Origin of the sequence: Rhodanobacter sp. C03, from assembly GCF_002001175.1 — a bacterium.
GTDB lineage: Bacteria > Pseudomonadota > Gammaproteobacteria > Xanthomonadales > Rhodanobacteraceae > Rhodanobacter.
In genome coordinates this window covers 192730-218763 of sequence record NZ_MUNT01000007.1, presented here as the reverse complement: position 1 = coordinate 218763, position 26034 = coordinate 192730, and the positions used below count along the sequence as shown (strand labels likewise).

Here is a 26034-nt window from a genome sequence, read left to right as displayed (position 1 = left end):
TCGCCGGGATTTTTCTTTGAGATCAGGCCGCCCTGAATTGCAGGTGGCCGCCTTCGGCATCGACCTGTATCCGCGCCCCGGCCGGGTAACGCCCTTCCAGGATTTCCCGCGCCAGCGGATTCTCCAGCTGTTGCTGGATCGCCCGCTTCAAGGGTCGCGCACCGTAGACCGGATCGAAACCGGTGTTGCCGAGCAACGCCAGCGCGGCGTCGCTGACCTCCAGCTTCAACTGCCGCTCGGCCAGACGCTTTTCCAGATTCACCAGCTGGATGCGTGCGATCGCGCGAATCTGCGTCTTGTCGAGCGGACGGAACACCACGATCTCGTCGAGCCGGTTGATGAACTCGGGGCGGAAGTGTGCCTGCACCACGCCCATCACCGACGCCTTCATCTGCGTGTACTGCTCCTCGACATCGCCACCTTCGCCGTTCTCGGAGGCGTCCTGGATCATCTGCGAGCCGAGGTTCGAGGTCATCACGATCACGGTATTGCGGAAGTCCACCGTGCGGCCCTGGCCATCGGTGAGGCGGCCGTCGTCCAGCACCTGCAGCAGGATGTTGAACACATCCGGGTGTGCTTTCTCCACCTCGTCCAGGAGGATCACGCTATAGGGGCGGCGCCGCACCGCTTCGGTGAGATAGCCGCCTTCCTCGTAACCAACATAACCCGGCGGCGCGCCGACCAGCCGGCTCACCGAGTGCTTCTCCATGAACTCGCTCATGTCGATGCGCACCATCGCGTCGGTGGTGTCGAACATGAATTCGGCCAGCGCCTTGCACAACTCGGTCTTGCCCACGCCGGTGGGGCCCAGGAACAGGAACGAACCGTTCGGCCGGTTCGGATCGGACAGGCCCGCGCGCGAACGGCGGATCGCATCGGACACCGCGCGCACCGCCTCGTCCTGGCCGACCACGCGCCTGTGCAGGTCGTCTTCCATGTGCAGCAGCTTTTCGCGCTCGCCTTCGAGCATCTTGGCGACCGGAATGCCGGTCCAACGCGCCACCACTTCGGCGATTTCCTCGGCGGTGACCTTGTCCTGCAGCAGCTTGAAATCCTGCGTTTCGGCAGCCTGTGCGGCAGCGAGCTGCTTCTCCAGTTCCGGCAGGCGCCCGTACTGGATCTCGCTCATCTTCGCGTAGTCCTGTCCGCGCTGCGCCGCATCCAGCTCCTGCCTTGCCTGCTCGATCTGCTCTTTCACCTTGGTCACGCCCTGCAGCGCGGCCTTCTCGGATTTCCAGATCTCGTTGAGGTCGGAGAACTCGCGTCCCAGCTTCTCGATGTCGGTTTCCAGATCGGCGAGGCGCTGTTTCGATTCGCTGTCTTTCTCCTTCTTCAGCATCTCGCGCTGGATTTTCAACTGGATCAGCCGGCGTTCGAGACGGTCCAGTTCCTCCGGCTTGGAGTCGATTTCCATGCGGATGCGCGAGGCCGCCTCGTCCATCAGATCGATCGCCTTGTCCGGCAGCTGGCGGTCGGCGATGTAGCGATGCGACAGCGTGGCCGCGGCGACGATCGCCGGGTCGGTGATCTCGACGCCGTGGTGCACCGCGTAGCGCTCCTTCAGCCCGCGCAGGATCGCGATGGTGTCCTCCACCGAGGGCTCGCCCACGAACACTTTCTGGAAGCGGCGTTCCAGCGCGGCATCCTTCTCGATGTACTTGCGGTATTCGTCCAGCGTGGTGGCGCCGATGCAATGCAATTCGCCACGTGCCAGCGCGGGCTTGAGCATGTTGCCCGCATCCATCGCGCCATCGGCCTTGCCTGCGCCGACCATGGTGTGCAGTTCGTCGATGAACAGGATCACCCGGCCTTCCTGCTTGGACAGGTCGCTGAGCACGGCCTTCAGGCGCTCCTCGAACTCACCACGGAATTTCGCCCCGGCGATCAACGCGCCCATGTCCAGCGCCAGCACGCGACGACCGCGCAGTCCTTCCGGCACTTCGTCCTTGATGATGCGCTGGGCCAGCCCTTCGACGATCGCGGTCTTGCCCACGCCGGGCTCGCCGATCAGCACCGGATTGTTCTTGGTACGCCGCTGCAGCACCTGGATGGTGCGGCGAATTTCCTCGTCGCGGCCGATCACCGGATCGAGCTTGCCGGACTCGGCGCGCGCGGTCAGGTCGATGCAGTATTTCTCCAGCGCCTGGCGCTGCTCCTCGGCGTTCTCGCTCTGCACCTTCTCGCCGCCGCGCAGCTTCTCGATCGCCGCTTCCAGATTCGGTTTGGTCGCACCCGCCGCCTTCAGCGCAGCGCCCAGCTCACCCTTGTCATCCAGCGCCGCCAGCACGAACAGTTCGCTGGCGATGAACTGGTCGCCACGCTGCTGTGCCAGCTTGTCGGTGAGGTTGAGCAACCGGGTCAGCTCGTTGCCTGCATGGATATTGCCTTCCTGCCCACTGACCTTCGGCAAGCGTTCCAGCATGTCGTTGACGCGCTGTTGCAGCGCCGGCACGTTGACCTGCGCCTGGGTCAGCAACGGCCCGGTCGAACCGCCCTGCTGGCCAAGCAACGCCGCCATCACGTGCACCGGTTCCAACATGTTGTTGTCGCGGCCCACGGCCAGCGATTGCGCGTCCGCCAGCGCTTGCTGGAAACGCGAGGTGAGTTTGTCCTTCCGCATATCGAGATCCCCTGCAAGAGGTGAAAGGATTTGGCGGATCCGCCGCCACTGTCCGCAAAGATGCGGACAGTGGCGGACGATTCAAGCAAAAGGCATGACGACAGCGCGTCAACGCCAGCCGATCAGCTCTCGGCTAGCCAGATCAGGCTGGCGAAGCGACCGCTGCGCGCACCGTCGCGACGATAGGAATAGAAGCGTGCATCGCTGAACGTATCGAAGCCGCCGCCGTGGACTCGCGTCACGCCCGCCGCGGCCAGCCGCCGCCGCGCCAGCGCCGCCAGATCGCACAGCCAGTGACCCGGTCGCGTCGACACGAAACAGGAAGCAGCCGGCGCATCGTGGTCGACGAACGCGGCACGCACGTCCTCACCCACCTCATACGAGGCCGTACCAATGCATGGCCCCAGCCACGCCAGCAACCGGTCACGCGGCGCATGCAGCTGAGTCAGCGTCGCTTCCAGCACGCCAGCGGCGAGACCGCGCCAGCCGGCATGCGCGGCACCAATCTCGCTGCCATCGTCGGCACAGAACAATACGGGCAGGCAATCGGCGGTAAGGATCGCCAACACGGTGCCGGGAATATGCGATATCGCCGCATCCGCCTGCGGCTCGTCCATGCTGGGCAACGGCCCCAGTTCAGCCACGCTGATGCCGTGCACCTGGCGCAGCCAGCGCGGTGCTGCCGGCAGCCCCAGCGCCTGCTGCAGCGCGCTGCGATTGGCCGCCACCGCATCGGCCATGTCGCCGCTGCGCAGGCCCAGATTGAAACGTCCGAACGGCGGCGCCGAGATGCCCGGCCCATGGCAGGTGGTGATGGCAGCATGGACACGCGACGGCGCCGGCCAGTCGGGGAAGATCCAGGTATCGGTCATGGTTTCCGGGGAACGGGGAACGCGGGGAACACCAAGCATCGCACACACTCCGGCTTGGTTCCGTACCCGGCTCCCGTGCCCTCAATAGTCGTCCGAACCATGTTCGAGCAGATCCGCGCGCAGTGCCTCGATCAAGGCCAACTGGTCAGCCGGCCGCTCGGCACTGAACGACAAGGCCTCCCCACTGATGGGATGGATGAACGACAGTTTCTCGGCATGCAGCGCCTGCCGCCGAAAACCGCGCAACATGGCGATCAGCTCCGCGCTGGCCCCCTTGGGCAGCTTCAGGCCGCCGCCGTACAACGGATCACCGACCAGCGGATGATGGATGTGCGCCAGATGCACGCGGATCTGATGGGTGCGGCCGGTTTCCAGCTGACATTGCAGCAGACTGTGCGCACGAAAGCGTTCGCGCAGCCGGTAATGGGTCACCGCACGCTTGCCGTCTTCCTCGTCGCGGACCGCCTGACGCAGGCGGTCGCCCATGCTGCGGCCGATCGGCTCATCGACCGTGCCGCCGGCCACCATCGTGCCCAGCACCACCGCCTCGTACTGGCGTTCCACCTCGTGGCGCGACAGCAGGTCGACCAGCGCGGTATACGTCGGCAGCGTCTTCGCCACCACCATCAGGCCGGAGGTGTCCTTGTCCAGCCGGTGCACGATGCCGGCGCGTGGCAATTCAGCCAGCCGCGGATCGTGATGCAGCAACGCGTTGAGCAGGGTACCCGCCGGATTGCCGGCACCCGGATGCACCACCAGGCCGGCCGGCTTGTTCAGCACCAGCAGATGCTCATCCTCATGCACGATGTCCAGCGCGATATCTTCCGGCGCGCTGGTGACCTCATTTTCCAGTTCGACCTGCAGCCGCACCTGCTCGCCGCCACGCAGCAGCTGTCGCGGTGGCGCTACGGCGCCATCCAGGGTCACCGCGCCGGACTTGATCCAGCCGCTCAGCCGCGAGCGCGAATAATCCGGGAACATCTCGGCCAAAGCCTGGTCGAACCTGCGTCCCGCTGCGCCCAGCGGTACCGTCCCCTCGTGCTGAATGGTGGTCATGCCGGCATCCGCGGGCGGTGGCCGGTTTCGGCTATCATGCCTTTTCGATCAAACATCTGAATCCTGTCCTCATGCGTGTAATCAAGTTGCCGATGCCAAAATTGCCTGCCCTGAAGGTACTCGCCGTGCTCGCGCTCGCCGTGTCGATGAGCGCCTGCTCGATGTTCGGCCACAAGCGTGACAACGTCGACACGATGCCGGTGGACGCGCTCTATAACAAGGCGCACACCTCGATGGAAAACGCCGACTTCACGGCCGCCAGCACGGCCTACAAGCGCCTGATCGCACGCTTCCCGTCGGGCATGTACAACGAACAGGCCCAGCTCGACCTGGCCTATTCCCAGTACAAGGACAACCAGCCGGATGATGCGCTGTCGACCATCAACGCCTTCATCAAGACGTATCCGACCAACAAACATGTCGATTATGCCTATTACCTGCGCGGTCTGATCAATTTCGATCGAACCACCGGCTTCGTCGAGCGTTTCACCGGGAACGGCAGCGCCCAGTCCCGCCGCGATCAAGGCTACAACCTGCAGTCGTTCGACGACTTTTCCGAGCTGTCACGCCGCTTCCCGGACAGCGCGTATACCGCCGACGCGCGCCAGCGCATGATCTTCCTGCGCAACACGCTGGCCCAGTACGAAATCAACGTGTCCGAGTTCTACCTGCGCAACAAGGCCTATGTGGCTGCCGCCGATCGCGCGCAGTACGTGGTCGAGCATTACCAGCAGGCGCCGCAGACCGGTGACGCGCTGGCCATCCTCACGCGCAGCTACCTGGCGCTGGGCCACAAGGAACTGGCCGACCAGACCCGCCAGGTGCTGGCACTGAATTACCCGAATCACCCCTATCTGGCCGATGCCAAGTGGCCGCATGCGCCGTCCACGCTGCGCAAGCTGGTGCCGTTCTCCGGGCATCACTGAGTTTCGACCAGCAGGATCATTCGAGCCGGCGAGCAATCGCCGGCTTTTTTTATGTGCGACGTTCCCGCACTTGTCGCGCACTCCCGGTAGCGGCACCTGCGGCACCTTTTGCCGCATGCGTGCATCCCATCACGCCGAACGATCCGTCCATCGACTGCTGCGACAACGCGCCATCTGTGTTGCGCATCCGGCAGCCCACTATCCTTGCAACCCTAGACCGGCATCCAGAGTACCCCTTGAAAGTCATCCCGCTCGGCCTTTGCGCCATCGCGCTTGTCTTGTCCAGCAGCCGGTTGCTGGCCGCCGATCCCGCACCTTCGACCACCACCCTGGCACCGGTGTCGGTACATGCCAGCGACAGCATGGTGACGGAAACGCCGAGCGTGCAGGTGCGCGTCACCCGCAGGCAGCTGCAAAAACAGAACGTCACCAGCAGCGCCGACGCACTGAAGTACGCACCGAACATGATGGTGCGCGCACGCTACATCGGCGATCCGAATGCGGTGATCAGCGGGCGAAACGCCGGTACCCTGCAGAGCGCGCGCAGCCTGGTCTATGCCGACGGCCTCCTGCTGTCCAACCTGATGACCAATGGCTACAACGGCGCACCGCGCTGGGGCATGGTGGCGCCAGAGGAAATCGGCGCCGTCGACATCCTGTACGGACCGTACTCCGCGCTGTACCCGGGCAACTCGCTGGGTACCACGGTACTGATCCACACCGTATTGCCGCAGCGGCTTGTCGCCAGCGTCAGCACGCAGATCTTCAACCAGGACTACCACGACGCCTATGGCGCCGGCGGTCACTACAACGGCCACCAGGTTGCCGCCACACTGGGCAACAAGCAGGGCCGCTGGAGCTGGCTACTCGAGCTGAACCGGCTCGACAACGACGGCCAGCCCTTGCAGTACGCCACCGCGACCGCTGGCGGCAACGTGGCAACCGCGGTACCGGTGACCGGTGCCACATTTGATCGCAATCCGAATGGCACGCCGCGACTGGTGTACGGCGCCAACAGCATCGAACACACCGTGCAGACCCAGGCCAAGTTGAAGCTAGGCGTGGATATCAGCGACCACGTCGCGGCGTTGTTCACGCTCGGCTGGTGGCATGACGACGCCGAAGATCGCACCCGCAGCCTGATCCGCAATGCCACCGGCCAGTCGGTCAGCGGCGGCACGATCAGCGCCGCCGGCCAGACCTGGACCCTGCCCGCGAGTGGTCTGGCACCCACCGCCAGCATCGACTCGCACATGCTGTATGGCGCCGAGTTGAATGGCCGCTTCGACAACGGCTGGCGCTGGACCGCCGTGGCCAGTCACTACGATTTCCTGCGCTCGCAGGCTGCCACTGCGAGCCTGGCGGAGCCTGGCACTCCCATCGGCGGCCCCGGCACGATCGCAGACATGAGCGGCTCGGGCTGGAGCACCTTCGACCTGCGCAGTTCCGGCCCACTCGGCGATCAAAACACACTGTACGCCGGCGTGCATGGCGACCGCTATGTGCTGGAGTCGAACGTGCGCAACGCCAGCGACTGGCTCGGCGAGGCCGATGGCGCCCAAGTCAGCGCATTCGCCGGCCGCACCCAGACCCGGGCGGCCTACCTGCAGGACGTGTGGAGCTTCGCGCCCGCGTGGGCGCTGACGGTCGGCGGCCGGCTGGAGCAATGGCGCGCCTATGGCGGCCTGCTCGGCAACGCCAGCAGCACGCTGCACTACGCGGATCGGCAGCGCACGGATTTTTCGCCGAAGGCATCGATGAGCTGGGATTTTGCCGAGGACTGGCAGCTGCGACTGGCGCATGGCAGGGCCGTGCGTTACCCGACCGTGGCCGAGTTGTTCCAGGGCACGATCTCGGCCAACGCGATCATCAACAACAACCCGAACCTCAAGCCCGAGATCGATGACTCCACCGACCTCACGCTGAATCGTCGCGTGGCCAATGGCCACTGGCGCGTCTCGCTGTTCCAGGATCGGATCGCCGATGCGCTGTATTCGCAGACCGACATCACCGTCACGCCCACCGTCACCAGCGTGCAGAACATCGACCTGATGCGCGTACACGGCATCGAAGGCGAGCTGGGTCTGACCGATGTGTGGACACCCGGACTTGATCTCTCGGCCAGCCTCGCCTTCAGCGACGCGAAGACCCTGCAGGATCACCAGTACCCGCTGGCCGACGGCAAGTATTTCCCGCGCATTCCGAAGGTCCGCGCCAGCCTGTTTGCCGACTACCGCTTCACGCCGCAGTGGGATGTCTCGCTCGGCATCCGCCATTCCGGCCGCCAGTACGGCACGTTGAACAACAACGACTTCGTCGACACCTACGGCGCGGTGAGCAGCTTCACCGTGGCCGACGCGAAACTGCGCTGGAAATTCTCGCCCGGCTGGACCGCCTCGCTCGGCGTCGACAACCTCACCAACGCCCGCTACTGGGTCTACCATCCCTACGCCGGCCGCACCGTGTTCGGCCAGCTGCGCTGGGATCTGTGACCCGCGCACCATCGAGACTTTCCATGCGTTCGCTGATTCTTGTCCTGCTCTGCCTGTTGCCACTGACCGCCATCGCGCATGACGACATGGCGATGATGCATATGACCAAAGGTCCGGCGCTCGGTGCCAGCGCGGCATTCGATACGCACGGTCGGCTGTGGCTGGTCGACGCTGCGAACGGCCACGTGCGACTGCGCCATTCGGATGATCTGGGCAAGACGCTCAGTGCACCGGTCGAGGTGAACGCCGAGGCCGAGCCGATCTACGACAGCGCCGAGAACCGGCCGAAGATCGCGTTCGGCCCGCACGACGAGTTGTATGTGAGCTGGTCGCAGCCGCGCGCGAAACCGTATACCGGCTTCGTGCGCTTCGCCCGTTCGCTGGACGGCGGCGCACACTTTTCCGCCCCACTCACCGTGCATCACGACCGCGCCGAGATCACCCATCGCTTCGATACGCTGGGGGTGGATGGTCATGGCCGCGTGGTGATCGCCTGGATCGACAAGCGCGACCTCGAGGCCGCGCATGCAAAGGGTGAGCGCTACCTCGGCGCCGCCATCTACTACAGCTGGTCGGATGACGAAGGCCAAACCTTCGTGCCCGAACGCAAGCTGATCGACCAGAGCTGCGAATGCTGCCGCCTCGCCATCGCGCGCACGCCGCAGGGTGACGTCGCCGTGTTCTTCCGCAGCATCTTCGGCGACAACATCCGCGATCACGCCTACGCCGTGCTGCCTACGGACGGCCAACCCGGCCACGCCGAACGCGCCACCTTCAACCAGTGGCAGATCGCCGCCTGCCCGGAACACGGACCCGGTCTCGCCATCGGTGCCGACGGCACGCGCCACGCGGTGTGGTACGAGTCCAAGGACAAGCCGACGATCTGGTACGGCCAGCTCGATCCCGGCCATCCGCCACAGCACGCACTGGTGGTCGCCAGCACCGGCGCCAGCCACGCCGACGTGGCTGTGCATGGCAAGACGGTGTGGATCACCTGGAATCAGGTCGGTGCCAATGGTTATGCCCTGATGCTGCGGCGCTCGCTCGACAACGGCGCGCATTTCGATGCGGCGCGCGAGATCGCCCGAAGTGCGGACGCGGTCGGTTCGCCACAGCTGCTGCAGAAGCAGGGTCGCGCGTTCGCGGCATGGAACACCGCGGATGGTTTCCGCCTGATTCCGCTGGATGCGCCATGATGAAACGCCTGCTGCTTGCGCTCATCTGCCTGCTGCCGGCGGCTGCCTTCGCCGGCTCGCTGCAGCCGTTGACGGCGACCGAGGTACCCACCCTGTTGCAGCCACCAACGCACGGCGAACGGATCATCGCGCTGTGGTCGCTCGACTGCGCCTATTGCGAACCAAACCTCGACGCCCTGGCCTCGCTGCAGCGTGCACATCCACGCGATATCGAGCTGCAGCTGGTCACTACCGACAGCATCGAGCAGCACGAGGCGATCGAAGCACGCCTGCACCAGATGAAGCTGACCGGATATTCCGCACACGCTTACGCCGAAGCCTCACCCGAACGCATCAACTTTCTGCTCGATCCGAACTGGGGCGGCGAGATGCCGCGCGTGCTGGTGATCCGTGCGGACGGCAGCCGGCTTGGCATCAGCGGCGCATTGACGCCGGCACAGCTGCAGAAGCTGCTGTAGGGATCGTCTTTCTGTAGGAGCGGCTTCAGCCGCGGCAGCTTCTGGATGATCTGAAGCAAGAGCATCGCGGCTGAAGCCGCTCCTACAATTGCCTCGCCATCAGCCCCGTCTCAGGGCTGCGCGACGCTATCGGCCGGTGCCGGCGGCTCGGCGGTACCGTCATCCTCGTCGCCATAGATCGCGACGTGCGGCACGCCATCAGCGCCGATCCAGCCGCGGTACATGCCGTCGGTATTGAACGGGATCGCGATATGGCCGTCCGCATCCAGCGCGATCGCGCCGCCATTGCCGCCCATCGACGGGATTTCCTGATTGATCACCTGCGCGGCGGCACGCTTCAGCGGCACGCGCATCTGGGTCACCATCATGCAGATCTCGTGCGCGGCGACGGTACGGATGTAGTACTCGCCCCAGCCAGTGCCGGACACCGCGCAACCGCTGTTGGCATAGGTACCGGCGCCGATGATCGGTGAATCGCCGATGCGGCCCCAGCGCTTGTCAGTCATCCCGCCGGTCGATGTACCAGCGGCGAGATGGCCCTCGGCATCCAGCGCCACTGCACCGACCGTGCCGAAGTGTTTGGCCGTCTCGACGTCCGAATGCGGCTGTTTCGCCGCATCCTCTTTCAGCGCCTTCTGCAGCTGCTGCCAACGCTCCTCGGTGCGGAAGTACGCGGGATCGACCAGGGGGATGCTCTGCTCCTTGGCGAATTCCTCGGCACCGGCGCCTGCCAGCATCACATGCGGCGAATGCTCCATCACCGCCCGCGCCAGCAGGATCGGATTCTTCACCCGCTGCACGTCCGCCACGGAACCGGCTCGCAGCGTGTTGCCGTCCATGATCGCCGCGTCCAGCTCGCTCTTGCCGTCGTGGGTGAACACCGCACCCTTGCCCGCGTTGAAGTTCGGATCGTCCTCCAGCACGACGATCGCCGCAGCCACCGCATCCAGCGCCGGCTTGCCCGCCTTGAGCTGGGCGTAGCCGTTCTGCAGCGCCAGCGTCATCGCCGCACGCACGGCCTTCTCTTTCGCCGGCGTCATCTCGCGCTTGATCACGCCGGCACCGCCGTGGATCACCAGCACGGGTGAGACGGCGGCATGGCTCATGGCGGCAATTCCGAAGGTAGCGAGGGCAAGCAACAGGCGGGGCGGCTTCACGTGACTCTCTCCCTGAGGGCAACCGGGTCAAGTATAGCGAGCCGCCTCGCGATGCTCAGCAACCGATGCTGGGAGTCAAGTCAATCTTGATGGTGTCGTCCTCGGCCACGTTGCCGTCCTTGTCGGCGACTTTGTTGCCCACCTGGATCGTCCCCATTTGTCCCGGCAGCATACGAATTTTCGGGTAGCCCGGCTTCGACAACGAGCCTCCGTTCAACTCTGCCTGAACTTCCAGTTGTCCGTGTTCGGCTGGCACGACGGTGAAGCGCCCATGCCACGGCGGTAGCTTGCCGATATTGCCCTCCGTCACCTCGTAGTACTGGCCCGGTTTCTGGCACATGGTCGCGTGCAGCCTCGGCGGTTGATCGCCAATACTGAGCACCACTTTCAACGTGTAGCGCTCGACGGCACTGATCTTCGCAACGCCGGATGATGCCGCCGTCGACTGCGTTGCGGCATACACACTACCTGCGCCCACCAACGCTGTGATCAGGACAAAGGCCAGACCGCATCCGCGGCGAAACTGTCCGGGCTGACGCTGCTTCAACATGGCAATACGCTCCGTGAGTGGATGACGAGGGGACCACGTGCACCCCACCGGTAGCGCGAACACGGCCGACTGGGTTTTCAACATCGCATTCGCATAGCTGCGTCGCTGCTCGCTGTGCTCGCGCAGCACGGCGGCGTCGCAGGCCAGCTCCTGATCGTGGCGCAGCGCGCCAAACGCCCACCACGCCAGCGGGTGGAACCAGCACAGCGCGGCCGTCACTTGCGCGAGCAGGCACCAGCAGCCGTCGCGGCGCTGCGCATGCGCGGTTTCGTGGGCGAGGATCAGCGCGCGTTCGGTGACGTCGTAACGCTGTTCGAAATCCGCCGGCAGCACGATGCGGGAACGCCACGCGCCGACCAACGCCGGCCCGACGTCCGTACTGATGGCGCGCAATACGGGCCAGCGCGACGACAGTTCGCCCAGCGGCGTGGCGCCCCGCAGGCGAATGCGGTACCGCCGCTGCGCCAGCGCAGCCAGTGCGAGGACCACTACGATGCCGAGCAGCCAGACCATCAGGGCGCCACTGCGCCAGCCGATACCGGCCGAACCGTCGACATGGGAAGACAGCGCGCCACCCACGGAGGTGAGCGTAACCACCACCTGCGGCAACGTGATGACGCCGTCAGCAGCGGCATGCGGCAACTGGCTGACCAGCATCGCCAATGGCGGCAGCAGCCAGAGCTGGAACGCGCGCTCGGCACCGAACAGGCGCCGGCACGATTTGCGTAGTGCCGCAACGATGAGCACCGCCGCGGTGAAGGCGAGGATCAACAGCCAACCGCGCCCGAGCCAGTCAATGCCGGCCAACTCAATGCTGTTCATCGTCGAGCTCCTGTAGCAGTTTTCTCAGTTCGGCGATGTCCTTCTTCGACAGCTTGCGTTGCTCGGAGAAGTGCGCGACCAGCGGCGCCACGCGGCCGCCGAACAGGCGATCGAGCAGGCCCTTGCTCTCCTGCTGGACGTATTGCTCGCGGGTGAGCAGCGGCGTGTACAGGTAGCGGCGGCCGTCGCGCTCGGCATGCACGGCTTTTTTCCGCAGCAGGCGATTGAGCAGGGATTTCACCGTGCCCTCCTGCCAGTCCTGCGCGGGGCCGACTTCGGCGAGGATCTCCTCGGCACTGCGCGGTGCCTCGCGCCACAACACGTCCATCACCACCGCTTCGGCTTCGCTGATTGCCATGGGTCACCGTTTACACGTGTAAGTGAATCGATGTTTACACGCGTAAATGATTGCGTCAAGCCCGTCTTTTCTCCTCTGCGGCCACGTCTGCGACCTTGGTCCAAGGCCGGTCGCCGCCAAACCGTCGTATCCTTGGCAGCTGACTCTCCCCACCGGAAGGCATCGCAATGGACAAGGTTTACCCAAGCGCAGCAAAGGCCCTGGATGGCCTGCTGGTCGACGGCATGACGATCGCCGCTGGCGGTTTCGGCCTGTGCGGCATTCCCGAGAACCTGATCGGCGCGCTACTGGAAGCCGGCACCAAGGGGCTGACCATCGTCGGCAACAATGCCGGCGTGGATGATTTCGGCATGGGTCCGTTGCTGAAGACCCATCAGGTGAAGCGCGTGTACGCGTCCTACGTGGGTGAGAACAAGGAGTTCGAGCGTCAGGTGCTGGCCGGCGAACTGGAGCTGCACCTCACCCCGCAGGGCACGCTGGCCGAGAAGCTGCGCGCCGGCGGCGCCGGCATCCCCGGCTTCTACACGCGTACCGGCTTCGGTACCAAACTCGCCGAAGGCAAGGAAACCAAGGTCTTCGGCGACAAGGAATACGTGCTGGAGGAAGCGATCCACGCCGACCTGTCGATCGTCAAAGCGTGGAAGGGCGACGCCCACGGCAACCTGGTGTTCCACGAGACCGCGCGCAACTTCAATCCGATGATCGCCACCTGCGGCAAGATCTGCGTGGCCGAAGTGGAGGAGATCGTGCCGGTCGGCTCGATCGATCCCGATGGCGTGCATGTGCCGGGCATCTATGTCGACCGCATCGTGCAGGGCGCGAAGTACGAGAAGCGCATCGAGTTCCGCACCGTCGCTGGCGTAGTTGGTGGCAAGGAAAGCCCGATCCGCGTGGCGATGGCCAAACGCGCGGCCAAGGAGCTGCGCGACGGTTTCTACGTGAACCTCGGCATCGGCATTCCCACCATGGTGGCGAACTACATTCCCGACGGCGTCAGCGTCACCTTGCAGTCGGAGAACGGCCTGCTCGGCATCGGCCCGTTCCCGAGTGAAGACAACATTGACCCCGACCTGATCAACGCCGGCAAGCAGACCATCACCACCCTGCCCGGTTCGAGCTTCTTCTCCAGCGCCGACTCGTTCGCGATGATCCGCGGCGGCCATATCGACCTGTCGATCCTCGGCGGCCTGGAAGTGTCCGCGCACGGCGATCTGGCGAACTGGATGGTGCCGGGCAAGATGGTCAAGGGCCCGGGCGGCGCGATGGATCTGGTCAGCGGCGTGAAGCGTGTGGTGGTGCTGATGGAACACAACGCTAAGGACGGCTCGCCGAAGATCAAGGACGCCTGCGACTTGCCACTGACCGGCAAGCAGGTGGTCGACCTGATCATCACCGACCTGTGCGTGTTCGAGGTGGCCAAGGGCAACGGACTGACCCTGATCGAACTCAACGACGGCGTCACACTGGACGAGGTGAAGGCGAAGACCGGCTGTGCGTTTGCGGTAGCGCTGGCCAACTGATCGGCTGATCGACACACCTGTAGGAGCGACTTCAGTCGCGATGCTTTTGGGCTTGTCGAAGCTGAAACATAAGAGCATCGCGGCTGAAGCCGCTCCTACAGGATCCGCTACTGCGCGAGAAACGCGCGTACCGCCGCTGCATCGAACGGCCAGTCCAGCTCGCGGCCATCGCGCGCATCGCGTAACACCGGCACCCGCGTGCCGTAGCGCCGCTCCAGCTCCAGCGTGTCATCCACCCACACGCTCTCAAATTCCGGCGCACGCGCTTCGGCGAGCACGGCCAGCGCCAAGTCGCACAAGTGGCAATAATCGCGCTGATACAAGGTCAGGTCGGACATGCGCTTGCGAATGGACTGCCAAAGGCGGGGACGCCGCGTAGAATAACCGGTTCACTTCCTTCCCCGGCAGCAAACCCATGGCCGTCAGCATATTCGACCTGTTCAAGATCGGCATTGGGCCGTCCTCCTCGCATACGGTGGGACCGATGCGCGCGGCGGCCCGTTTTGCCGAACGCTGGCTGGAAGAAAAAGGTGTGCTCGACCGGGTAACCCGCGTGCGCGCCGAACTATACGGCTCGCTGGCGATGACCGGCCGCGGCCACGGCACCGACAAAGCCGTGCTGCTGGGCCTGGAAGGCCAGCACCCGGACACCGTCGATCCCGACCAGATCCCGGAAACCCTGCAGCGCATCCGCAAGACACAGCGCCTGCACGTGCTCGGCAAACACGAGATCGAGTTCGAGGAGAAGCGCGACCTGGTCTTCAACAAGCGCCAGAAGCTGCCGTTCCACACCAACGGCATGCGCTTCAGTGCCTACGATGCCGACGGTAATGAACTGGCCACGCGCGACTACTACTCGGTCGGTGGCGGCTTCGTGGTGAACACCGACGAAGCGGCGGAGGATCGCATCGTCGCCGACACCACCGAGCAGCCCTACCCGTTTTCCAGTGGCGACGAGATGCTGGCGCTGTGCAAGCAGCACGGCCTGACCATCGCCCAGCTGATGATGGCGAACGAGACCGTGTGGCGCAGCGAGGCGGAAACCCGCGCCGGCCTGCTGACGATCTGGAAGGCGATGCAGGATTGCGTCAACCGTGGCCTGCGCTCGCCCGGCGTGCTGCCCGGCGGCCTGAAGGTGCATCGTCGGGCACCTGCCATGCTGGAAGAACTGCGCAACCAGCCGGAAGCCGCACTGCGCGATCCGCTGACCATCCTCGACTGGGTGAACCTCTACGCGTTGGCGGTTAACGAGGAAAACGCCGCCGGCGGCCGCGTGGTCACCGCACCGACCAACGGCGCAGCCGGCATCGTGCCCGCGGTCGGCCACTACTACCTGCGCTTCTGCCCGAAGGCGGACGACGACGGCATCATCGACTACCTGCTGACCGCCGCCGCGATCGGCATCCTTTACAAGGAAAACGCCTCGATATCCGGCGCCGAAGTCGGCTGCCAGGGCGAAGTCGGCGTGGCCTGTTCGATGGCCGCCGGCGGTCTCACCGCAGCACTCGGCGGCAACGTGCTGCAGGTCGAGAACGCCGCCGAAATCGGCATGGAACACAACCTCGGCCTCACCTGCGACCCGATCGGCGGCCTGGTGCAGATCCCCTGCATCGAGCGCAACGCGATGGGCTCGGTCAAGGCGATCAACGCCAGCCGCATGGCGCTGAAGAGCGACGGCAAGCACCGCGTCTCGCTGGACAAGGTGATCAAGACCATGCGCGACACCGGCCGCGACATGAAGGACAAGTACAAGGAAACGTCGCGCGGTGGCCTCGCGGTCAACGTCATCGAGTGCTAAGAGCCTGACTTTTGCCGGGTGACACACCCGGCGCAGTCTGCAACCATCGGTTTCTTTGGGCGCTGCCGGTGCCCGCGCAGGAGTTCGCATGTCCTCATCCAGCCCTCTTCGCCGCGACGTCGGCCCATTCGCCCTGATGCTCACCGGCCTGGGCTCGATCATCGGCTCCGGCTGGCTGTTCGGCGCATGGAAAGCCGCCGGCCTGGCCGGCCCCGGTGCGGTATGGGCCTGGGTGCTGGGCGCCGCGATCATCATGACGATCGCGCTGACCTATGCCGAGCTGGGTGCGATGTTTCCCGAATCCGGTGGCATGGTGCGTTACAGCCACTACTCGCACGGTTCGCTGGTCGGCTTCATCGGCGCGTGGGCGAACTGGATTGCGATCGTGTCGGTAATCTCGGTCGAGGCCGAAGCCTCGGTGCAGTACATGTCCGGCTGGAAATGGCAATGGGCGAAGGACCTGTACATGCATGTACCGGGCGGACAAGGTGAGCTCAGCCACGTCGGTCTGGGCATCGCCGCCGTGCTGGTGATCATCTATTTCCTGATGAATTTCTGGAGCGTGAAGCTGTTCGCGCACTCCAATACCGCGATCACCGTATTCAAATTGGTGGTGCCGGCGGCGACCGGACTGCTGCTGATCGCCAGCGGCTTTCATCCCGAAAATTTCTCGGTCGGCATCCACGGCGGCTCGCACGTCACTGACTTCGCGGCGATCCTCACCGCCGTGGCTACCGCCGGCATCGTGTTCAGCTTCAACGGTTTCCAGAGTCCGGTAAACCTCGCCGGCGAAGCGCGCAATCCAGGCCGGAGCATTCCGTTCGCGATTATCGGTTCGATCACGATCGCCACCGTCGTCTACCTGATCCTGCAGGTCGCCTATATCGGCGCGGTACCACCGGACCTGCTGGCCAAGGCCGGCTGGCACGGCCTCGATTTCAGTTCGCCGTTCGCGGATCTGGCGAAGATTCTCGGCCTGTTCTGGCTGGCGAACCTGCTGTTCCTCGATGCGTTCATCAGCCCCAGCGGCACCGGCATGACCTACACCGCCACCACCGCGCGGATGATCTACGGCATGGAGCGCAACGGCACGCTTCCGAAGATCCTGGGCCTGGTGGATCCGAAGTCGGGCGTGCCACGCCCGGCGATGTGGCTGAACCTGGTGGTGTCGTTCCTGTTCCTGCTCTTCTTCCGCGGCTGGGGCACGCTGGCGGCGGTGATCTCGGTGGCCACGATCATTTCCTATCTCACCGGCCCGGTCAGCGTGATGACGCTGCGCCGTACCGCGCCGGAACTGCACCGTCCGCTGCGCCTGCGTGGCCTGCCAGTGCTCGCCGGCATCGCCTTCATCATGTCGACCGAGCTGCTGTACTGGGCGAAGTGGCCACTGACCGGCGAGATCATCCTGCTGATGGTGGTCGCGCTGCCGGTGTACCTGTACTACCAGGCGAAGAGCGGCTGGCACGACTTCGCCCGCCAGATGAAAGGCGCATGGTGGCTGGTGTTCTATCTGCCGACGCTTGCCTTCGTCTCGTGGGCTGGCAGCACCACCTTCGGCGGCCGGGGTTATCTGTCCTATGGCGTCGATCTGGGCGTGGTCGCGGTGATCGGACTGGTGTTCTATCTGTGGGGCGTGAAGTCCGGCTGGCGTACGCCTTCGGTGGAAGCGGCGCAGCTGGAGGCGCAAAGTGATCCGGCCTCGCCGCTGGTGCCACCGGATGAGACGACGGCGGAGCGCATCACCGGGCACTAGGCTGCGACCATTCAGTCAAACTAAAACGCGTGGCTGATCGCCGCGCGTTTTTTATTTCAAATGCCTCGCCCGGCTTCACGCACGCATCCCAACGGCGGCATTAGTTGTACAGTGAATTCCTGGATCTCGACCTTCACGTTGATCAATCGAGGGACGTCAGATGAATCCGCAGAAACCGGTCGGTGCGAAAGTAAAAATCTCCAAGAACGGCCCCTATCTCGTTTCCGGCAGCCTCCCGCTGCACAAGGAGACCATCGGCACCAACGAAGCCGAGGAATCGGTAAAGTGGCAGAAGGGGCAGCACTATCCCGCGCAGGAACAATACGCACTGTGTCGCTGCGGCCACAGCGCGAACAAGCCGTACTGCGATGGCACGCATGCCAAGGTGGGCTTTGACGGCAGCGAGACCGCGAGCCGCAAACCGTATCTCGAACAAGCCCAGGTCATCCGCGGCCCGGCGATGTCGCTGACCGACGTCGAAGGTCTGTGTGCGTTCGCGCGCTTCTGCGATCCGCGCGGCAAGGTATGGAATCTGGTCAACGAAACGGACAATCCCACCGCCAGCAAGCATTTCGTCAGCCAGACCTGCGACTGTCCGTCGGGACGACTGGTGGCTTGGGACAACGAAACCGGCAAAGCGATCGAACCCGCGTTCGAGCCATCGATCGCCCTGATCGAGGATCCCGCCCAGCACTGCTCCGGGCCGATCTGGCTGCGCGGCGGCGTGCAATTGGTCGGCGCCGACGGCTTCGAGTACGAAGTGCGCAATCGAGTAACTCTATGCCGCTGCGGCGAATCGCAGAACAAGCCGTTCTGCGACGGCACGCATGCGTCGATGGGATTCAGCGACAGCGAGTGAACGATCTGCGCGCCGCACCGTGGTGATCAGGCATCGCTGCAATATCCCGGCTGTATGGACATGAAAAACGCGCGGTGAAAAGCCGCGCGTTTTTCATCAGCCGATGAGACGCAAGTAAAGAACCACCGCACTGTGCCAGCAGCTCCGGGCATTCGTCATCAAGGGTTACGGTAGGGACGACCCTCGTAACGGCGCAGATGATAGACGCGGTGAACATTGCCGGCGCCCATCCAGCCACCGATCGCCGCGGCCAGCAGCGCCAACAGGCCCGTCAGGAAAGTGACCCAGAGTGCCACCGAGGTGTAATGCGCGGCGCGATCGGCATCGGCCTTGATTTTCGTGTTTGCCGCATTGGCCTCGTTAGCCAGACGCGGCAGCGATTGATCGATCGCTTCCGAAGAAACACCGTCGGCCATCAGCAATGCCCGCGCCGTGTCCGTGCGGTTGCCAAGAATCGATGCGACCACAGCATCATCAGCGCCGCCGTGCATGTTTGGCCTTGCGTCATTCTGCGAGTGCCCGATCAGCCCACGCACGTTCGCCTGCAGGATCAGCAGCGCATCGTTGTCGCTGGCAGCCGCAGCGCCCATCGTCATGTTGCCGCCGCGATCCATCGCTGCACGATGATGCAGTGCCTGACCCAAACCAAGCGACAACCACAACGCGGTGGCTGTGATCGAAAGGCCCCATACGGCGATGCCGTGCATGGCGCCCATGGTTTCGTCGGCCTTGCCGTCGAACCAGCTGGCGAACAGGCCGCCGACGAACAGGCCGGCAGCCCACGTCACGATCAACCAGATTGCGGTGCCGACGCCGATACCCTTGGCCGCGCCAGCCATGTCATGCGGATTGAAAGCCGCAAAGCCCAGTGCCAGGCCGGCGACATACAGCAGGCCGGCAATGGCGGTGGCAACCAGCCAACCGGCGAAGATGGCACTCCAGCTCATGCTCGGATGGATTGTTGCAGGTGATGCGACAACAACAGTTTCAACACTTTCATTCATGGGTGCCATGACATGATTCCTCTCGTGATGCGGATGCGATGGACGATGCCCGCAAGCGTCGGGTCAGGCACAACCGCGCAGCAGCGCGATGAGGATCAGCACCGGAATCGGCACACCCAGGAACCACAGCAGTACATAGCCGATGCCGCCGCGCTGTTTGCCGGCGTCGCCCAGCTCGGGCGTCTTGTTGATCTCGGACATGGGATTTCCTCCGTACAGTGACGATGGGTGAATGGATCACCTGCGTGGGAGGCACGGTGGCTCGCTCCACGTCGTCGCGATGTGACGGGAAATCTTTGATCGTGCGCCGACGGAACGGTCGGTCGCACGCTTTCACGGTTCGCGGATCAGATCGATCCGAACAGCTTCACGCCAGTGCCAGCACATCCCCCAGCAAGGCCTGCGCCGTCACTTCCGGTCCCGCGCCTGGCCCCTGGATCACCAGCGGCTGGGTGTTGTAGCGGGTGGTGGTGAGCGCGAACTGGTTGTCGGTGCCGTACAGGCGTGCCGCCGAATGGGTCAGTGGTACTTCGACCAGGCCGACGCGGGCGCGGCCGCGCTGGTTGAGACGGGCCAGGAAACGCAGCACGCAACCACGCGATTTCGCCTCGGCGTGCAGCTCGGCGATCGGCTCGTCCAGTTCCTCCAGGCGAGCCAGAAACGCCTCGGCGCCCAGCGCGCGCAGGGACTGGGGTACCAGACCCTGCACATCGACTTCGTCGGTGCCGAGCGAGAAGCCCGCGTTGCGGGCGATGATCAGCAGCTTGCGCGCGACGTCCTCGCCGGACAGATCCGAGCGCGGATCGGGTTCGGTGTAACCGAGCTTGCGCGCCTCGCGCAGCAAGGCGGAAAACGGGCGACTGCCGTCGTACTGGTTGAACAGCCACGATAGCGAACCGGAGAACACGCCTTCCAGCGTGAGCAGGCTGTCGCCGCAGGTACGTAAACGACGCAGCGTGGACAACACCGGCAGGCCGGCACCGACGGTGGCCGAATCACCATAGCGACCGCCGTTCGCCAGCGCCGCCTGCAACGCACGCCAGCTCGGCAGTTCGCCACCCGCCAGCGCCTTGTTCGCGGTGACCACGTGGTAACCAAGCGCCAGCCATTCGGCATGACGCGATGCCAGCGAGGTGCTGGCCGTGGCATCGACGATCACTTTGCTCGCGGCACCGCTGGCATCCAGTGCAGCAAGCAGGATTGCGTTGTCTCGCGCTGCGCCCTGGCTATTCAGTTGCTCGCGCAGGCTGCGGCTGGCGAGGCTGGTGGCATCGGTCTGTTGCCGGCGCGAGTTGGCTGCGCCGACCAATCGCACCTTGGCCGCAGCCGGCGTATTGAGCAGCTTCAGCAGCGCACCACCGACCACGCCGGTACCGAGCAGCACGATGGCAATCGTTGTTGTAGGAGCGGCTTCAGCCGCGACCTCGGTGCGCCGCGCTGTCGCGACTGAAGTCGCTCCTACAGTGGCCTCGACATCCAGCACCGCGCTCACGCGATCACCCGGCGTTTGGATTTTTCCACGTTGGCGGCACGCAGGAGTGCCGCTTCAAGATCACGCAGCAGGTCGTCACCATCTTCGATGCCCACCGACAGCCGCAGCAAGCTGTCGGCGATTCCGGCAGTGCGACGCGCCTCGGGCGCCATCGATGCATGCGTCATGGAGGCCGGATGCGCGATCAGGCTTTCCACGCCGCCCAGCGACTCGGCCAACGAGAAGTACTGCAGGCCATCGACAAAGGCCTCGATCTGCGTCACGTCGCCTTCCAGCTCGAAGCTGAGCATGGCGCCGAAACCCTGCTGCTGGCGCGACGCCAGCGCGTGACCGGCATGACTGACCAGGCCGGGGTAATACACCTTGCGCACGGCCGGATGCGCGTCCAGTTGTTCGGCGATGCGTTCGGCGTTTTCCTGATGCTGGCGCAGCCGTACCGACAAAGTGCGCAAGCCGCGCAAGGTGAGATAGCTGTCGAACGGCGCGCCGGTGAGGCCGTTGCAGTTGGCCCACCACTTCAGCTGCTCGAACACGGCCGCGTCGCGTGCCACCGCGGCACCGCCGACCACGTCGCTGTGGCCGTTGATGTACTTGGTGGTGGAATGCACCACCACGTCCGCACCGAGCAGCAGCGGCTGCTGCAATGCCGGCGACAGGAAGGTGTTGTCGACCACCAAGAGCGCACCGACCGCATGCGCGGCCTGCGCCACGTGACGGATGTCGGTGATCCGCAGCAGCGGATTCGATGGCGTCTCTACCCATACCAGCGCAGGCTTCTGCGCCAGGCCTGCGGCGAGCGCCACGCTGTCGGTGAGATCGGCGAACACCACGCTGAAGCGGCCCTTCTTCGCCCACGCGTCCAGCAGCCGCCAGGTGCCACCGTAGCAATCGTGCGCGGCCAGCACCGTGGCGCCCGCCGGCACCAGTTCCAGCGCCAGCGCCACCGCCGACATGCCGCTCGATGTCACCACTGCGCCGGCGCCCTGCTCCAGTTCCGCCAGCGCATTGCCGAGCAGGTCACGGGTGGGATTGCCGCTGCGCGAATAGTCGTACGGCCGCTTGCCGCCGAGTCCTTCGAACGCGTAGTTGGTCGACAGGTGCAGCGGCGGCACCACCGCGCCGTGCTGGGTATCCGATTCGATGCCGGCACGCACGGCGCGGGTACAGGGGGCGGACTCGCTCATGGGTGGATCTCCGAATTTCTTGTGCAAAGGGTGAATTGGATCTTGTATGGGAGCGACTTCAGTCGCGATGCTTCTGCGCCAAGCGGTCGAAGAGCATCGCGGCTGAAGCCGCTCCTACAGGCTTCTGCAGGTTCAGCTCAGCGCTTCGCGCAACAGCGGCGCGAGCTGCTCGGGTTCTTTCAGGAAGGCATCATGGCCATACGGCGACTCGACCACTTCCAGCGTGGCCGGGCCACGCAAGCGACGCTGCAGCTCGCACAGGTCGGCCAGCGGCACCAGCCGGTCGGATGGGAAACCGATCAACGTGGTCGGCGTCGGGATTTGTTCCGGCGCCACGTCATGCAGATCGATCGATTCGGACAGTGCGAGGAAGCGGTCGGCGTCGAAGCGCCCGACGAAGCGCCGACCCTGGTGTTCGAGGTAATCCTCGACCGGGAAATGGAAGCGCTCGTCGCGCCATTCCGGGCCACCGGCAAAGCGCCGGCCGAACTCGCCGCTGCCGCGGTAGGTGGTGATCGCCAGCTGGCGCGCCAGCGCCAACGCCTCGTCGACCCGACCGGCCGACTGGCCAAGCCGCACGATCCCGCGCTGCACGCTGCGCTGTGCCGTGGCCAGCGGATGCGGCCGGTGTGCGCCGGCCAGCAGCAGCAGTCGGTTCACGCACCGCGGGTGCCGCGCAGCAAACGCCAGCGCCACCATAGCGCCGTAGGAAGAGCCCACGACGGCATGCGCCTGCGGAATCGCCAGCCCCTGCAGCAAGGCGGCCAGTGCATCGGCCTGATCCTCGCTGGAGACCGAACCGACACCCAGCTCGTCCGGGGTCAACCAGTCGATCGCCAGCACGCGCCAGCGCTGCAGATCGATCGCTGCACCGCTGCCGACCAGCGCCTGCCACCAGCCGGGAGTGGCATGGCCATCCAGCGCGGTGACGTCGCGGTTGGCTGAGATGCCGCCCTGCACGATCAACGTGGGCGCATCCGGCGCGCCGCACCACAGATAGCGGACTTCGATCTCGCGCGGGCCGCTGCCGTATTTGGGACTGATGACCAGCCGCCGCGTGCTGCGCTGGGCGGTCAGGTCCTCGCGACGTGATTCCGCATGGAAACGTGCCGGCGAATGGCTGGAATCGGGATCGGCGAGTGGCAGCGGCTGAAAGGTCATGCGGTTCTCCGGTCGCATCGCCTGCGGGTTGCCGGAGCCGGGTGTCATACATGCACAGTGAATGAAACTGCGGCAGGAATGACGCCCATCTCTCGGTGGCGCCGTGGCGCCGCCGCAGGATTTGGCACCGTGACGGGAACGCTTCCCGCTGGTTGCCCCGGCATCAAAGGGCCTATCCCTCCGCCGGTCTCGATGAGTGGACAGGATATTGAATGCATGAGTTCAACTTGTCAATAGACGTCTAAACATCTAAACGTATATGCATCCCGTGAACGTCATGCATATATCAATGACAAGCCAAATAAGCGACGCCATTGGCGCAGCCACGCAGGACGGTAACGCCCCTCTGGCACACCACGTCGAAGGAAAGCACCATGGCTATGTAGCCTGGCAATGCCCGACTTCACCTTCGGCCCTACCGAAGAACTGATCCGGCCGCATGATTACGCCGAAAGCCACCAAATGGCGCTCTTCTCGTACCCGAAGGCTTTCACCCGGCATGCACCACTGCCGGACCGGCTGACACAGACCCTCCGGGCTGAGCCATGTCGGTACGCTCCTGCATGGCCAGCACAGGCATCGCTTCCCTGAGCCATCGCCGCTTCATGCGCCTCCTGCTAACGTATCCGCATGACCGCACCCTTCGACACGTCAACGTTGCACTCCCGGCTGCAGGACGACGGCTTTGCCTTCCTCACCGCCGACCAGATGCGCGACCTGTTGCAGGCACCGGCATTGAGCGACTGGCCCGCATTCGCCGACAGCTGGAACGAGCTGGGACCCGATACCTATCTGGCCGCACGCGGCCGGCACCGGCGCCGGCGGCATGCGGCGTTCGCCGCCGATGCGAGCGGCGAAATCCATCGCGAGCCACACCAGCCGCATTACCAGAGCCTCAGCTACAACACGCTGCAGGGCGACATCCAGCGCTGGTTCGAGCCGGTGCAGCCGGCCATCGCCGACGGCGCCAGCCTGCGCCGCATCCTGGCCTTCAGTCGGGAACTGTTCGGCGCACTGGCGCCCGCCATCCACCGCTGGCATATCGAAGTGCACCAGTTCCGCATCGAGGCGCGCGCCGACGAAGCGGGCGAACCGACGCCGGAAGGCGTGCATCGCGACGGCGTGGATTACGTGCTGGTGCTGCTGATCGATCGCACCAATATCGAGAGCGGCACCACCACCATCCACGCCCACGACGGCAGCCTGCTGGGCAGCTTCACGCTCACCCACGCACTGGACGCCGCGCTGGTCGACGATACCCGCGTCTGCCACGGTGTCACCGCGGTGACACCGCTCGATCCCACAAAACCCGCACACCGCGACGTGCTGGTGGTGACGTTCAAGGCGGCGAACTAAGCCGCGCCGCCAGCGTCAGTCCCTCACTGACACTGGCGGGCATGCCCGCTTTCGCGACGGCGGCCAACATTCCCGTTACGTACGATCGCGTAAGATGCATGCCTGATCATTCGCCAGGCCATCTCATGTCCCTCGATTCATCACATCGCGGGGACTTCTCTGCCGACTCGCTGCCAGCTGATACCCATGCTGATCGATCGGGCGAGCGGCTGAAGTTCAGCGGTGACAATTCGTTCCATCGCGAACTGCGCCGTCGTGTCGATGCCGAGTTCAAGCGCAGTGGCACCCGCCAGCGCGACAGCGCGCAGATGTATCTGAAGACGACGGTCATCCTCGCCACCTTCGCGCTGGCCTATGTCGCGCTGGTGTTCTTCGCCGCCACCTGGTGGCAGGCGCTGCCGCTGGCCCTCGTGCTGGGCACGGCGATGGCCGGGATCGGCTTCAACATCATGCACGACGGCGGCCACCAGGCGTATTCGGAACGGCGCTGGATCAACCGGCTGATGGCGCTGGCGCTGGACCTGGTCGGCGGCAGCTCGTACATCTGGCAGTGGAAGCACGCGCGTTTCCACCACACCTGGGTCAACGTGGCCGGGCACGACAGCGACATCGACCTCGGCGTGCTGGGCCGGCTGTCGCCGCAGCAGCGGCGGCGTCCGTGGCACCGCTGGCAGCACTTTTATCTGTGGCCGCTGTACGGTGTCACCGCGATCCGCTGGCACCTGTTCGGCGACTTCCGCGACATGATCACCGGCACCGTCGGCGAGCGCCCGTTCAACCGGCCGAAAGGCTGGGATCTGGCCGGGTTCGTGATCGGCAAGCTGGTGTTCTTCACCGTCGCCTTCGGCCTGCCGCTGGTCTTCCATTCGATCGGCAGCGTGCTGTTGTTCTACAGCCTTGTATCGGCGGTCGCTGGCATCCTGCTGGCACTCGTATTCCAGATGGCACACGTGGTGGAAGAAGCGGCGTTCCCGGTGCCAGACGAAAGCGGCCTGCAGATCGACACGCCCTGGGCGATCCATCAGCTGGAAACCACGGTGGATTTCGCCCGCGGCAACCGCGTACTGAGCTGGCTGATCGGCGGGCTGAATTTCCAGGTCGAGCACCATCTGTTTCCACGCATCTCGCACGTGCACTACCCGCTGGTCGCGCGCGTGGTGGAAGACGCCTGCCGCGAATACGGCGTGACCTATCGCGAACACCGTACGTTCGGCGCCGGCATCGCGTCGCACTACCGCCTGCTGCGGCAATTGGGCCGGCCGGTCATCGCGGCCGCGCCGACATCAATGCTGGTGGCCGAGCCGCTGGCGCAGAACTGAATCCCGGGTTCGACCCCTCCGCGGGTAAGTCCAGCAACAGTTACCTGCGGTTGTCTAACGTGAATGGCGCACTGACGCGAA

The 26034-nt window shown here is 64.8% G+C and carries 22 protein-coding genes and 1 riboswitch; of the genes, 10 read left to right on the top strand and 12 right to left on the bottom strand.

Going from position 1 to position 26034, the window contains the following annotated elements; all coding sequences use genetic code 11:
• Positions 1 to 22 precede the first annotated feature (22 nt).
• The 3 genes from clpB to rluD all read right to left on the bottom strand — a co-directional run bounded on the left by clpB (position 23) and on the right by rluD (position 4548).
• Positions 23 to 2620, bottom strand: coding sequence for an ATP-dependent chaperone ClpB (gene clpB, locus B0E48_RS13255; protein ID WP_077518618.1), 2598 nt, complete (start codon positions 2618 to 2620; stop codon positions 23 to 25).
• Between the two features lie 122 nt (positions 2621 to 2742).
• Positions 2743 to 3492: a peptidoglycan editing factor PgeF gene (gene pgeF / locus B0E48_RS13250; RefSeq protein WP_077518617.1), complete on the bottom strand. Its 750-nt coding sequence runs from the start codon at positions 3490 to 3492 to the stop codon at positions 2743 to 2745.
• Positions 3493 to 3573: 81 nt separating this feature from the next.
• On the bottom strand, positions 3574 to 4548 hold the full coding sequence (rluD, locus tag B0E48_RS13245) for a 23S rRNA pseudouridine(1911/1915/1917) synthase RluD (protein ID WP_077518616.1): 975 nt from the start codon (positions 4546 to 4548) through the stop codon (positions 3574 to 3576).
• A 92-nt stretch (positions 4549 to 4640) separates the two neighbouring features.
• Here rluD and B0E48_RS13240 point away from each other — a divergent pair, with 92 nt between their 5' ends.
• The 4 genes from B0E48_RS13240 (at position 4641) to B0E48_RS13225 (ending at position 9620) form a co-directional block, all read left to right on the top strand.
• The gene (locus tag B0E48_RS13240) at positions 4641 to 5474 is read left to right on the top strand and encodes an outer membrane protein assembly factor BamD (RefSeq protein WP_077518689.1); all 834 of its coding nucleotides are present in this window, start codon (positions 4641 to 4643) and stop codon (positions 5472 to 5474) included.
• 236 nt (positions 5475 to 5710) lie between these two features.
• The gene (locus B0E48_RS13235; protein ID WP_139350291.1) at positions 5711 to 7966 is read left to right on the top strand and encodes a TonB-dependent receptor; all 2256 of its coding nucleotides are present in this window, start codon (positions 5711 to 5713) and stop codon (positions 7964 to 7966) included.
• A gap of 23 nt (positions 7967 to 7989) precedes the next feature.
• Positions 7990 to 9162, top strand: coding sequence for a sialidase family protein (locus B0E48_RS13230; RefSeq protein ID WP_077518615.1), 1173 nt, complete (start codon positions 7990 to 7992; stop codon positions 9160 to 9162).
• Complete coding sequence (locus B0E48_RS13225; RefSeq protein WP_254423965.1) at positions 9159 to 9620, top strand: hypothetical protein; 462 nt, start codon at positions 9159 to 9161, stop codon at positions 9618 to 9620. Before B0E48_RS13230 ends, B0E48_RS13225 begins: the two co-directional genes overlap by 4 nt.
• Positions 9621 to 9730: 110 nt before the next feature.
• Here B0E48_RS13225 and B0E48_RS13220 read toward each other — a convergent pair whose 3' ends face one another.
• From B0E48_RS13220 to B0E48_RS13210, 3 genes are all read right to left on the bottom strand, one after another.
• The gene (locus tag B0E48_RS13220; protein ID WP_077518614.1) at positions 9731 to 10726 is read right to left on the bottom strand and encodes an isoaspartyl peptidase/L-asparaginase; all 996 of its coding nucleotides are present in this window, start codon (positions 10724 to 10726) and stop codon (positions 9731 to 9733) included.
• A 106-nt stretch (positions 10727 to 10832) separates the two neighbouring features.
• Positions 10833 to 12149, bottom strand: coding sequence for a M56 family metallopeptidase (locus tag B0E48_RS13215; RefSeq protein ID WP_077518613.1), 1317 nt, complete (start codon positions 12147 to 12149; stop codon positions 10833 to 10835).
• Positions 12136 to 12507 carry a BlaI/MecI/CopY family transcriptional regulator gene (locus tag B0E48_RS13210; protein ID WP_077518612.1) on the bottom strand — a complete coding sequence of 124 codons (372 nt, stop codon included), beginning with the start codon at positions 12505 to 12507 and terminating at the stop codon, positions 12136 to 12138. The genes B0E48_RS13215 and B0E48_RS13210 overlap by 14 nt, the downstream gene beginning before the upstream one ends.
• 167 nt (positions 12508 to 12674) lie before the next feature.
• Here B0E48_RS13210 and B0E48_RS18160 point away from each other — a divergent pair, with 167 nt between their 5' ends.
• The gene (locus B0E48_RS18160) at positions 12675 to 14027 is read left to right on the top strand and encodes a 3-oxoacid CoA-transferase (protein WP_077518611.1); all 1353 of its coding nucleotides are present in this window, start codon (positions 12675 to 12677) and stop codon (positions 14025 to 14027) included.
• A 107-nt stretch (positions 14028 to 14134) separates the two neighbouring features.
• Here the strand turns inward: B0E48_RS18160 and B0E48_RS13200 are convergent, their stop codons facing one another.
• Positions 14135 to 14365, bottom strand: a complete 231-nt coding sequence (locus B0E48_RS13200) for a glutaredoxin family protein (protein WP_077518610.1) — start codon at positions 14363 to 14365, stop codon at positions 14135 to 14137.
• Between the two features lie 77 nt (positions 14366 to 14442).
• Here B0E48_RS13200 and B0E48_RS13195 point away from each other — a divergent pair, with 77 nt between their 5' ends.
• From B0E48_RS13195 to B0E48_RS13185, 3 genes are all read left to right on the top strand, one after another.
• Positions 14443 to 15825 carry an L-serine ammonia-lyase gene (locus B0E48_RS13195; protein WP_077518609.1) on the top strand — a complete coding sequence of 461 codons (1383 nt, stop codon included), beginning with the start codon at positions 14443 to 14445 and terminating at the stop codon, positions 15823 to 15825.
• 88 nt (positions 15826 to 15913) lie between these two features.
• Complete coding sequence (locus B0E48_RS13190) at positions 15914 to 17578, top strand: APC family permease (RefSeq protein WP_077518608.1); 1665 nt, start codon at positions 15914 to 15916, stop codon at positions 17576 to 17578.
• 160 nt (positions 17579 to 17738) lie between these two features.
• A complete protein-coding gene (locus tag B0E48_RS13185) occupies positions 17739 to 18437 on the top strand; it encodes a CDGSH iron-sulfur domain-containing protein (protein ID WP_077518607.1) in 699 nt (232 codons plus the stop codon).
• 158 nt (positions 18438 to 18595) lie between these two features.
• Here the strand turns inward: B0E48_RS13185 and B0E48_RS13180 are convergent, their stop codons facing one another.
• The 5 genes from B0E48_RS13180 to B0E48_RS13165 all read right to left on the bottom strand — a co-directional run bounded on the left by B0E48_RS13180 (position 18596) and on the right by B0E48_RS13165 (position 23278).
• Entirely contained in the window at positions 18596 to 19384 is a 789-nt protein-coding gene (locus B0E48_RS13180; RefSeq protein WP_254423964.1) for a hypothetical protein, read from the bottom strand.
• Between the two features lie 120 nt (positions 19385 to 19504).
• Positions 19505 to 19642, bottom strand: coding sequence for a hypothetical protein (locus tag B0E48_RS17805; RefSeq protein ID WP_168170361.1), 138 nt, complete (start codon positions 19640 to 19642; stop codon positions 19505 to 19507).
• 166 nt (positions 19643 to 19808) lie between these two features.
• Positions 19809 to 20834, bottom strand: a complete 1026-nt coding sequence (locus B0E48_RS13175) for a homoserine dehydrogenase (protein ID WP_254423969.1) — start codon at positions 20832 to 20834, stop codon at positions 19809 to 19811.
• Between the two features lie 95 nt (positions 20835 to 20929).
• Positions 20930 to 22117, bottom strand: a complete 1188-nt coding sequence (gene metB / locus B0E48_RS13170) for a cystathionine gamma-synthase (protein ID WP_077518605.1) — start codon at positions 22115 to 22117, stop codon at positions 20930 to 20932.
• Positions 22118 to 22249: 132 nt separating this feature from the next.
• The gene (locus tag B0E48_RS13165; protein WP_077518685.1) at positions 22250 to 23278 is read right to left on the bottom strand and encodes a homoserine O-succinyltransferase; all 1029 of its coding nucleotides are present in this window, start codon (positions 23276 to 23278) and stop codon (positions 22250 to 22252) included.
• Between the two features lie 82 nt (positions 23279 to 23360).
• Positions 23361 to 23477: riboswitch (SAM riboswitch) on the bottom strand.
• 431 nt (positions 23478 to 23908) lie between these two features.
• On the opposite strand from B0E48_RS13165, the gene B0E48_RS13160 reads away from it, so the two are divergent.
• Both B0E48_RS13160 and B0E48_RS13155 read left to right on the top strand, forming a co-directional pair.
• Positions 23909 to 24634 carry a 2OG-Fe dioxygenase family protein gene (locus B0E48_RS13160; protein WP_077518604.1) on the top strand — a complete coding sequence of 242 codons (726 nt, stop codon included), beginning with the start codon at positions 23909 to 23911 and terminating at the stop codon, positions 24632 to 24634.
• Between the two features lie 125 nt (positions 24635 to 24759).
• On the top strand, positions 24760 to 25953 hold the full coding sequence (locus B0E48_RS13155; protein WP_077518603.1) for an acyl-CoA desaturase: 1194 nt from the start codon (positions 24760 to 24762) through the stop codon (positions 25951 to 25953).
• Positions 25954 to 26034: the final 81 nt, after the last annotated feature.

Coding starts and splice junctions, on each gene's coding strand:
- rluD (WP_077518616.1), bottom strand. CDS start 4,548: ATGACCACCATTCAGCACGAGGGGACGGTACCGCTGGGCGCAGCGGGA.
- B0E48_RS13225 (WP_254423965.1), top strand. CDS start 9,159: ATGATGAAACGCCTGCTGCTTGCGCTCATCTGCCTGCTGCCGGCGGCT.
- metB (WP_077518605.1), bottom strand. CDS start 22,117: ATGAGCGAGTCCGCCCCCTGTACCCGCGCCGTGCGTGCCGGCATCGAA.
- B0E48_RS17805 (WP_168170361.1), bottom strand. CDS start 19,642: ATGTCCGAGATCAACAAGACGCCCGAGCTGGGCGACGCCGGCAAACAG.
- B0E48_RS13220 (WP_077518614.1), bottom strand. CDS start 10,726: ATGAGCCATGCCGCCGTCTCACCCGTGCTGGTGATCCACGGCGGTGCC.
- B0E48_RS13180 (WP_254423964.1), bottom strand. CDS start 19,384: ATGAGCTGGAGTGCCATCTTCGCCGGTTGGCTGGTTGCCACCGCCATT.
- B0E48_RS13230 (WP_077518615.1), top strand. CDS start 7,990: ATGCGTTCGCTGATTCTTGTCCTGCTCTGCCTGTTGCCACTGACCGCC.
- pgeF (WP_077518617.1), bottom strand. CDS start 3,492: ATGACCGATACCTGGATCTTCCCCGACTGGCCGGCGCCGTCGCGTGTC.
- clpB (WP_077518618.1), bottom strand. CDS start 2,620: ATGCGGAAGGACAAACTCACCTCGCGTTTCCAGCAAGCGCTGGCGGAC.
- B0E48_RS13200 (WP_077518610.1), bottom strand. CDS start 14,365: ATGTCCGACCTGACCTTGTATCAGCGCGATTATTGCCACTTGTGCGAC.
- B0E48_RS18160 (WP_077518611.1), top strand. CDS start 12,675: ATGGACAAGGTTTACCCAAGCGCAGCAAAGGCCCTGGATGGCCTGCTG.
- B0E48_RS13240 (WP_077518689.1), top strand. CDS start 4,641: ATGCCAAAATTGCCTGCCCTGAAGGTACTCGCCGTGCTCGCGCTCGCC.
- B0E48_RS13160 (WP_077518604.1), top strand. CDS start 23,909: ATGACCGCACCCTTCGACACGTCAACGTTGCACTCCCGGCTGCAGGAC.
- B0E48_RS13155 (WP_077518603.1), top strand. CDS start 24,760: ATGTCCCTCGATTCATCACATCGCGGGGACTTCTCTGCCGACTCGCTG.
- B0E48_RS13195 (WP_077518609.1), top strand. CDS start 14,443: ATGGCCGTCAGCATATTCGACCTGTTCAAGATCGGCATTGGGCCGTCC.
- B0E48_RS13215 (WP_077518613.1), bottom strand. CDS start 12,149: ATGAACAGCATTGAGTTGGCCGGCATTGACTGGCTCGGGCGCGGTTGG.
- B0E48_RS13190 (WP_077518608.1), top strand. CDS start 15,914: ATGTCCTCATCCAGCCCTCTTCGCCGCGACGTCGGCCCATTCGCCCTG.
- B0E48_RS13185 (WP_077518607.1), top strand. CDS start 17,739: ATGAATCCGCAGAAACCGGTCGGTGCGAAAGTAAAAATCTCCAAGAAC.
- B0E48_RS13210 (WP_077518612.1), bottom strand. CDS start 12,507: ATGGCAATCAGCGAAGCCGAAGCGGTGGTGATGGACGTGTTGTGGCGC.
- B0E48_RS13165 (WP_077518685.1), bottom strand. CDS start 23,278: ATGACCTTTCAGCCGCTGCCACTCGCCGATCCCGATTCCAGCCATTCG.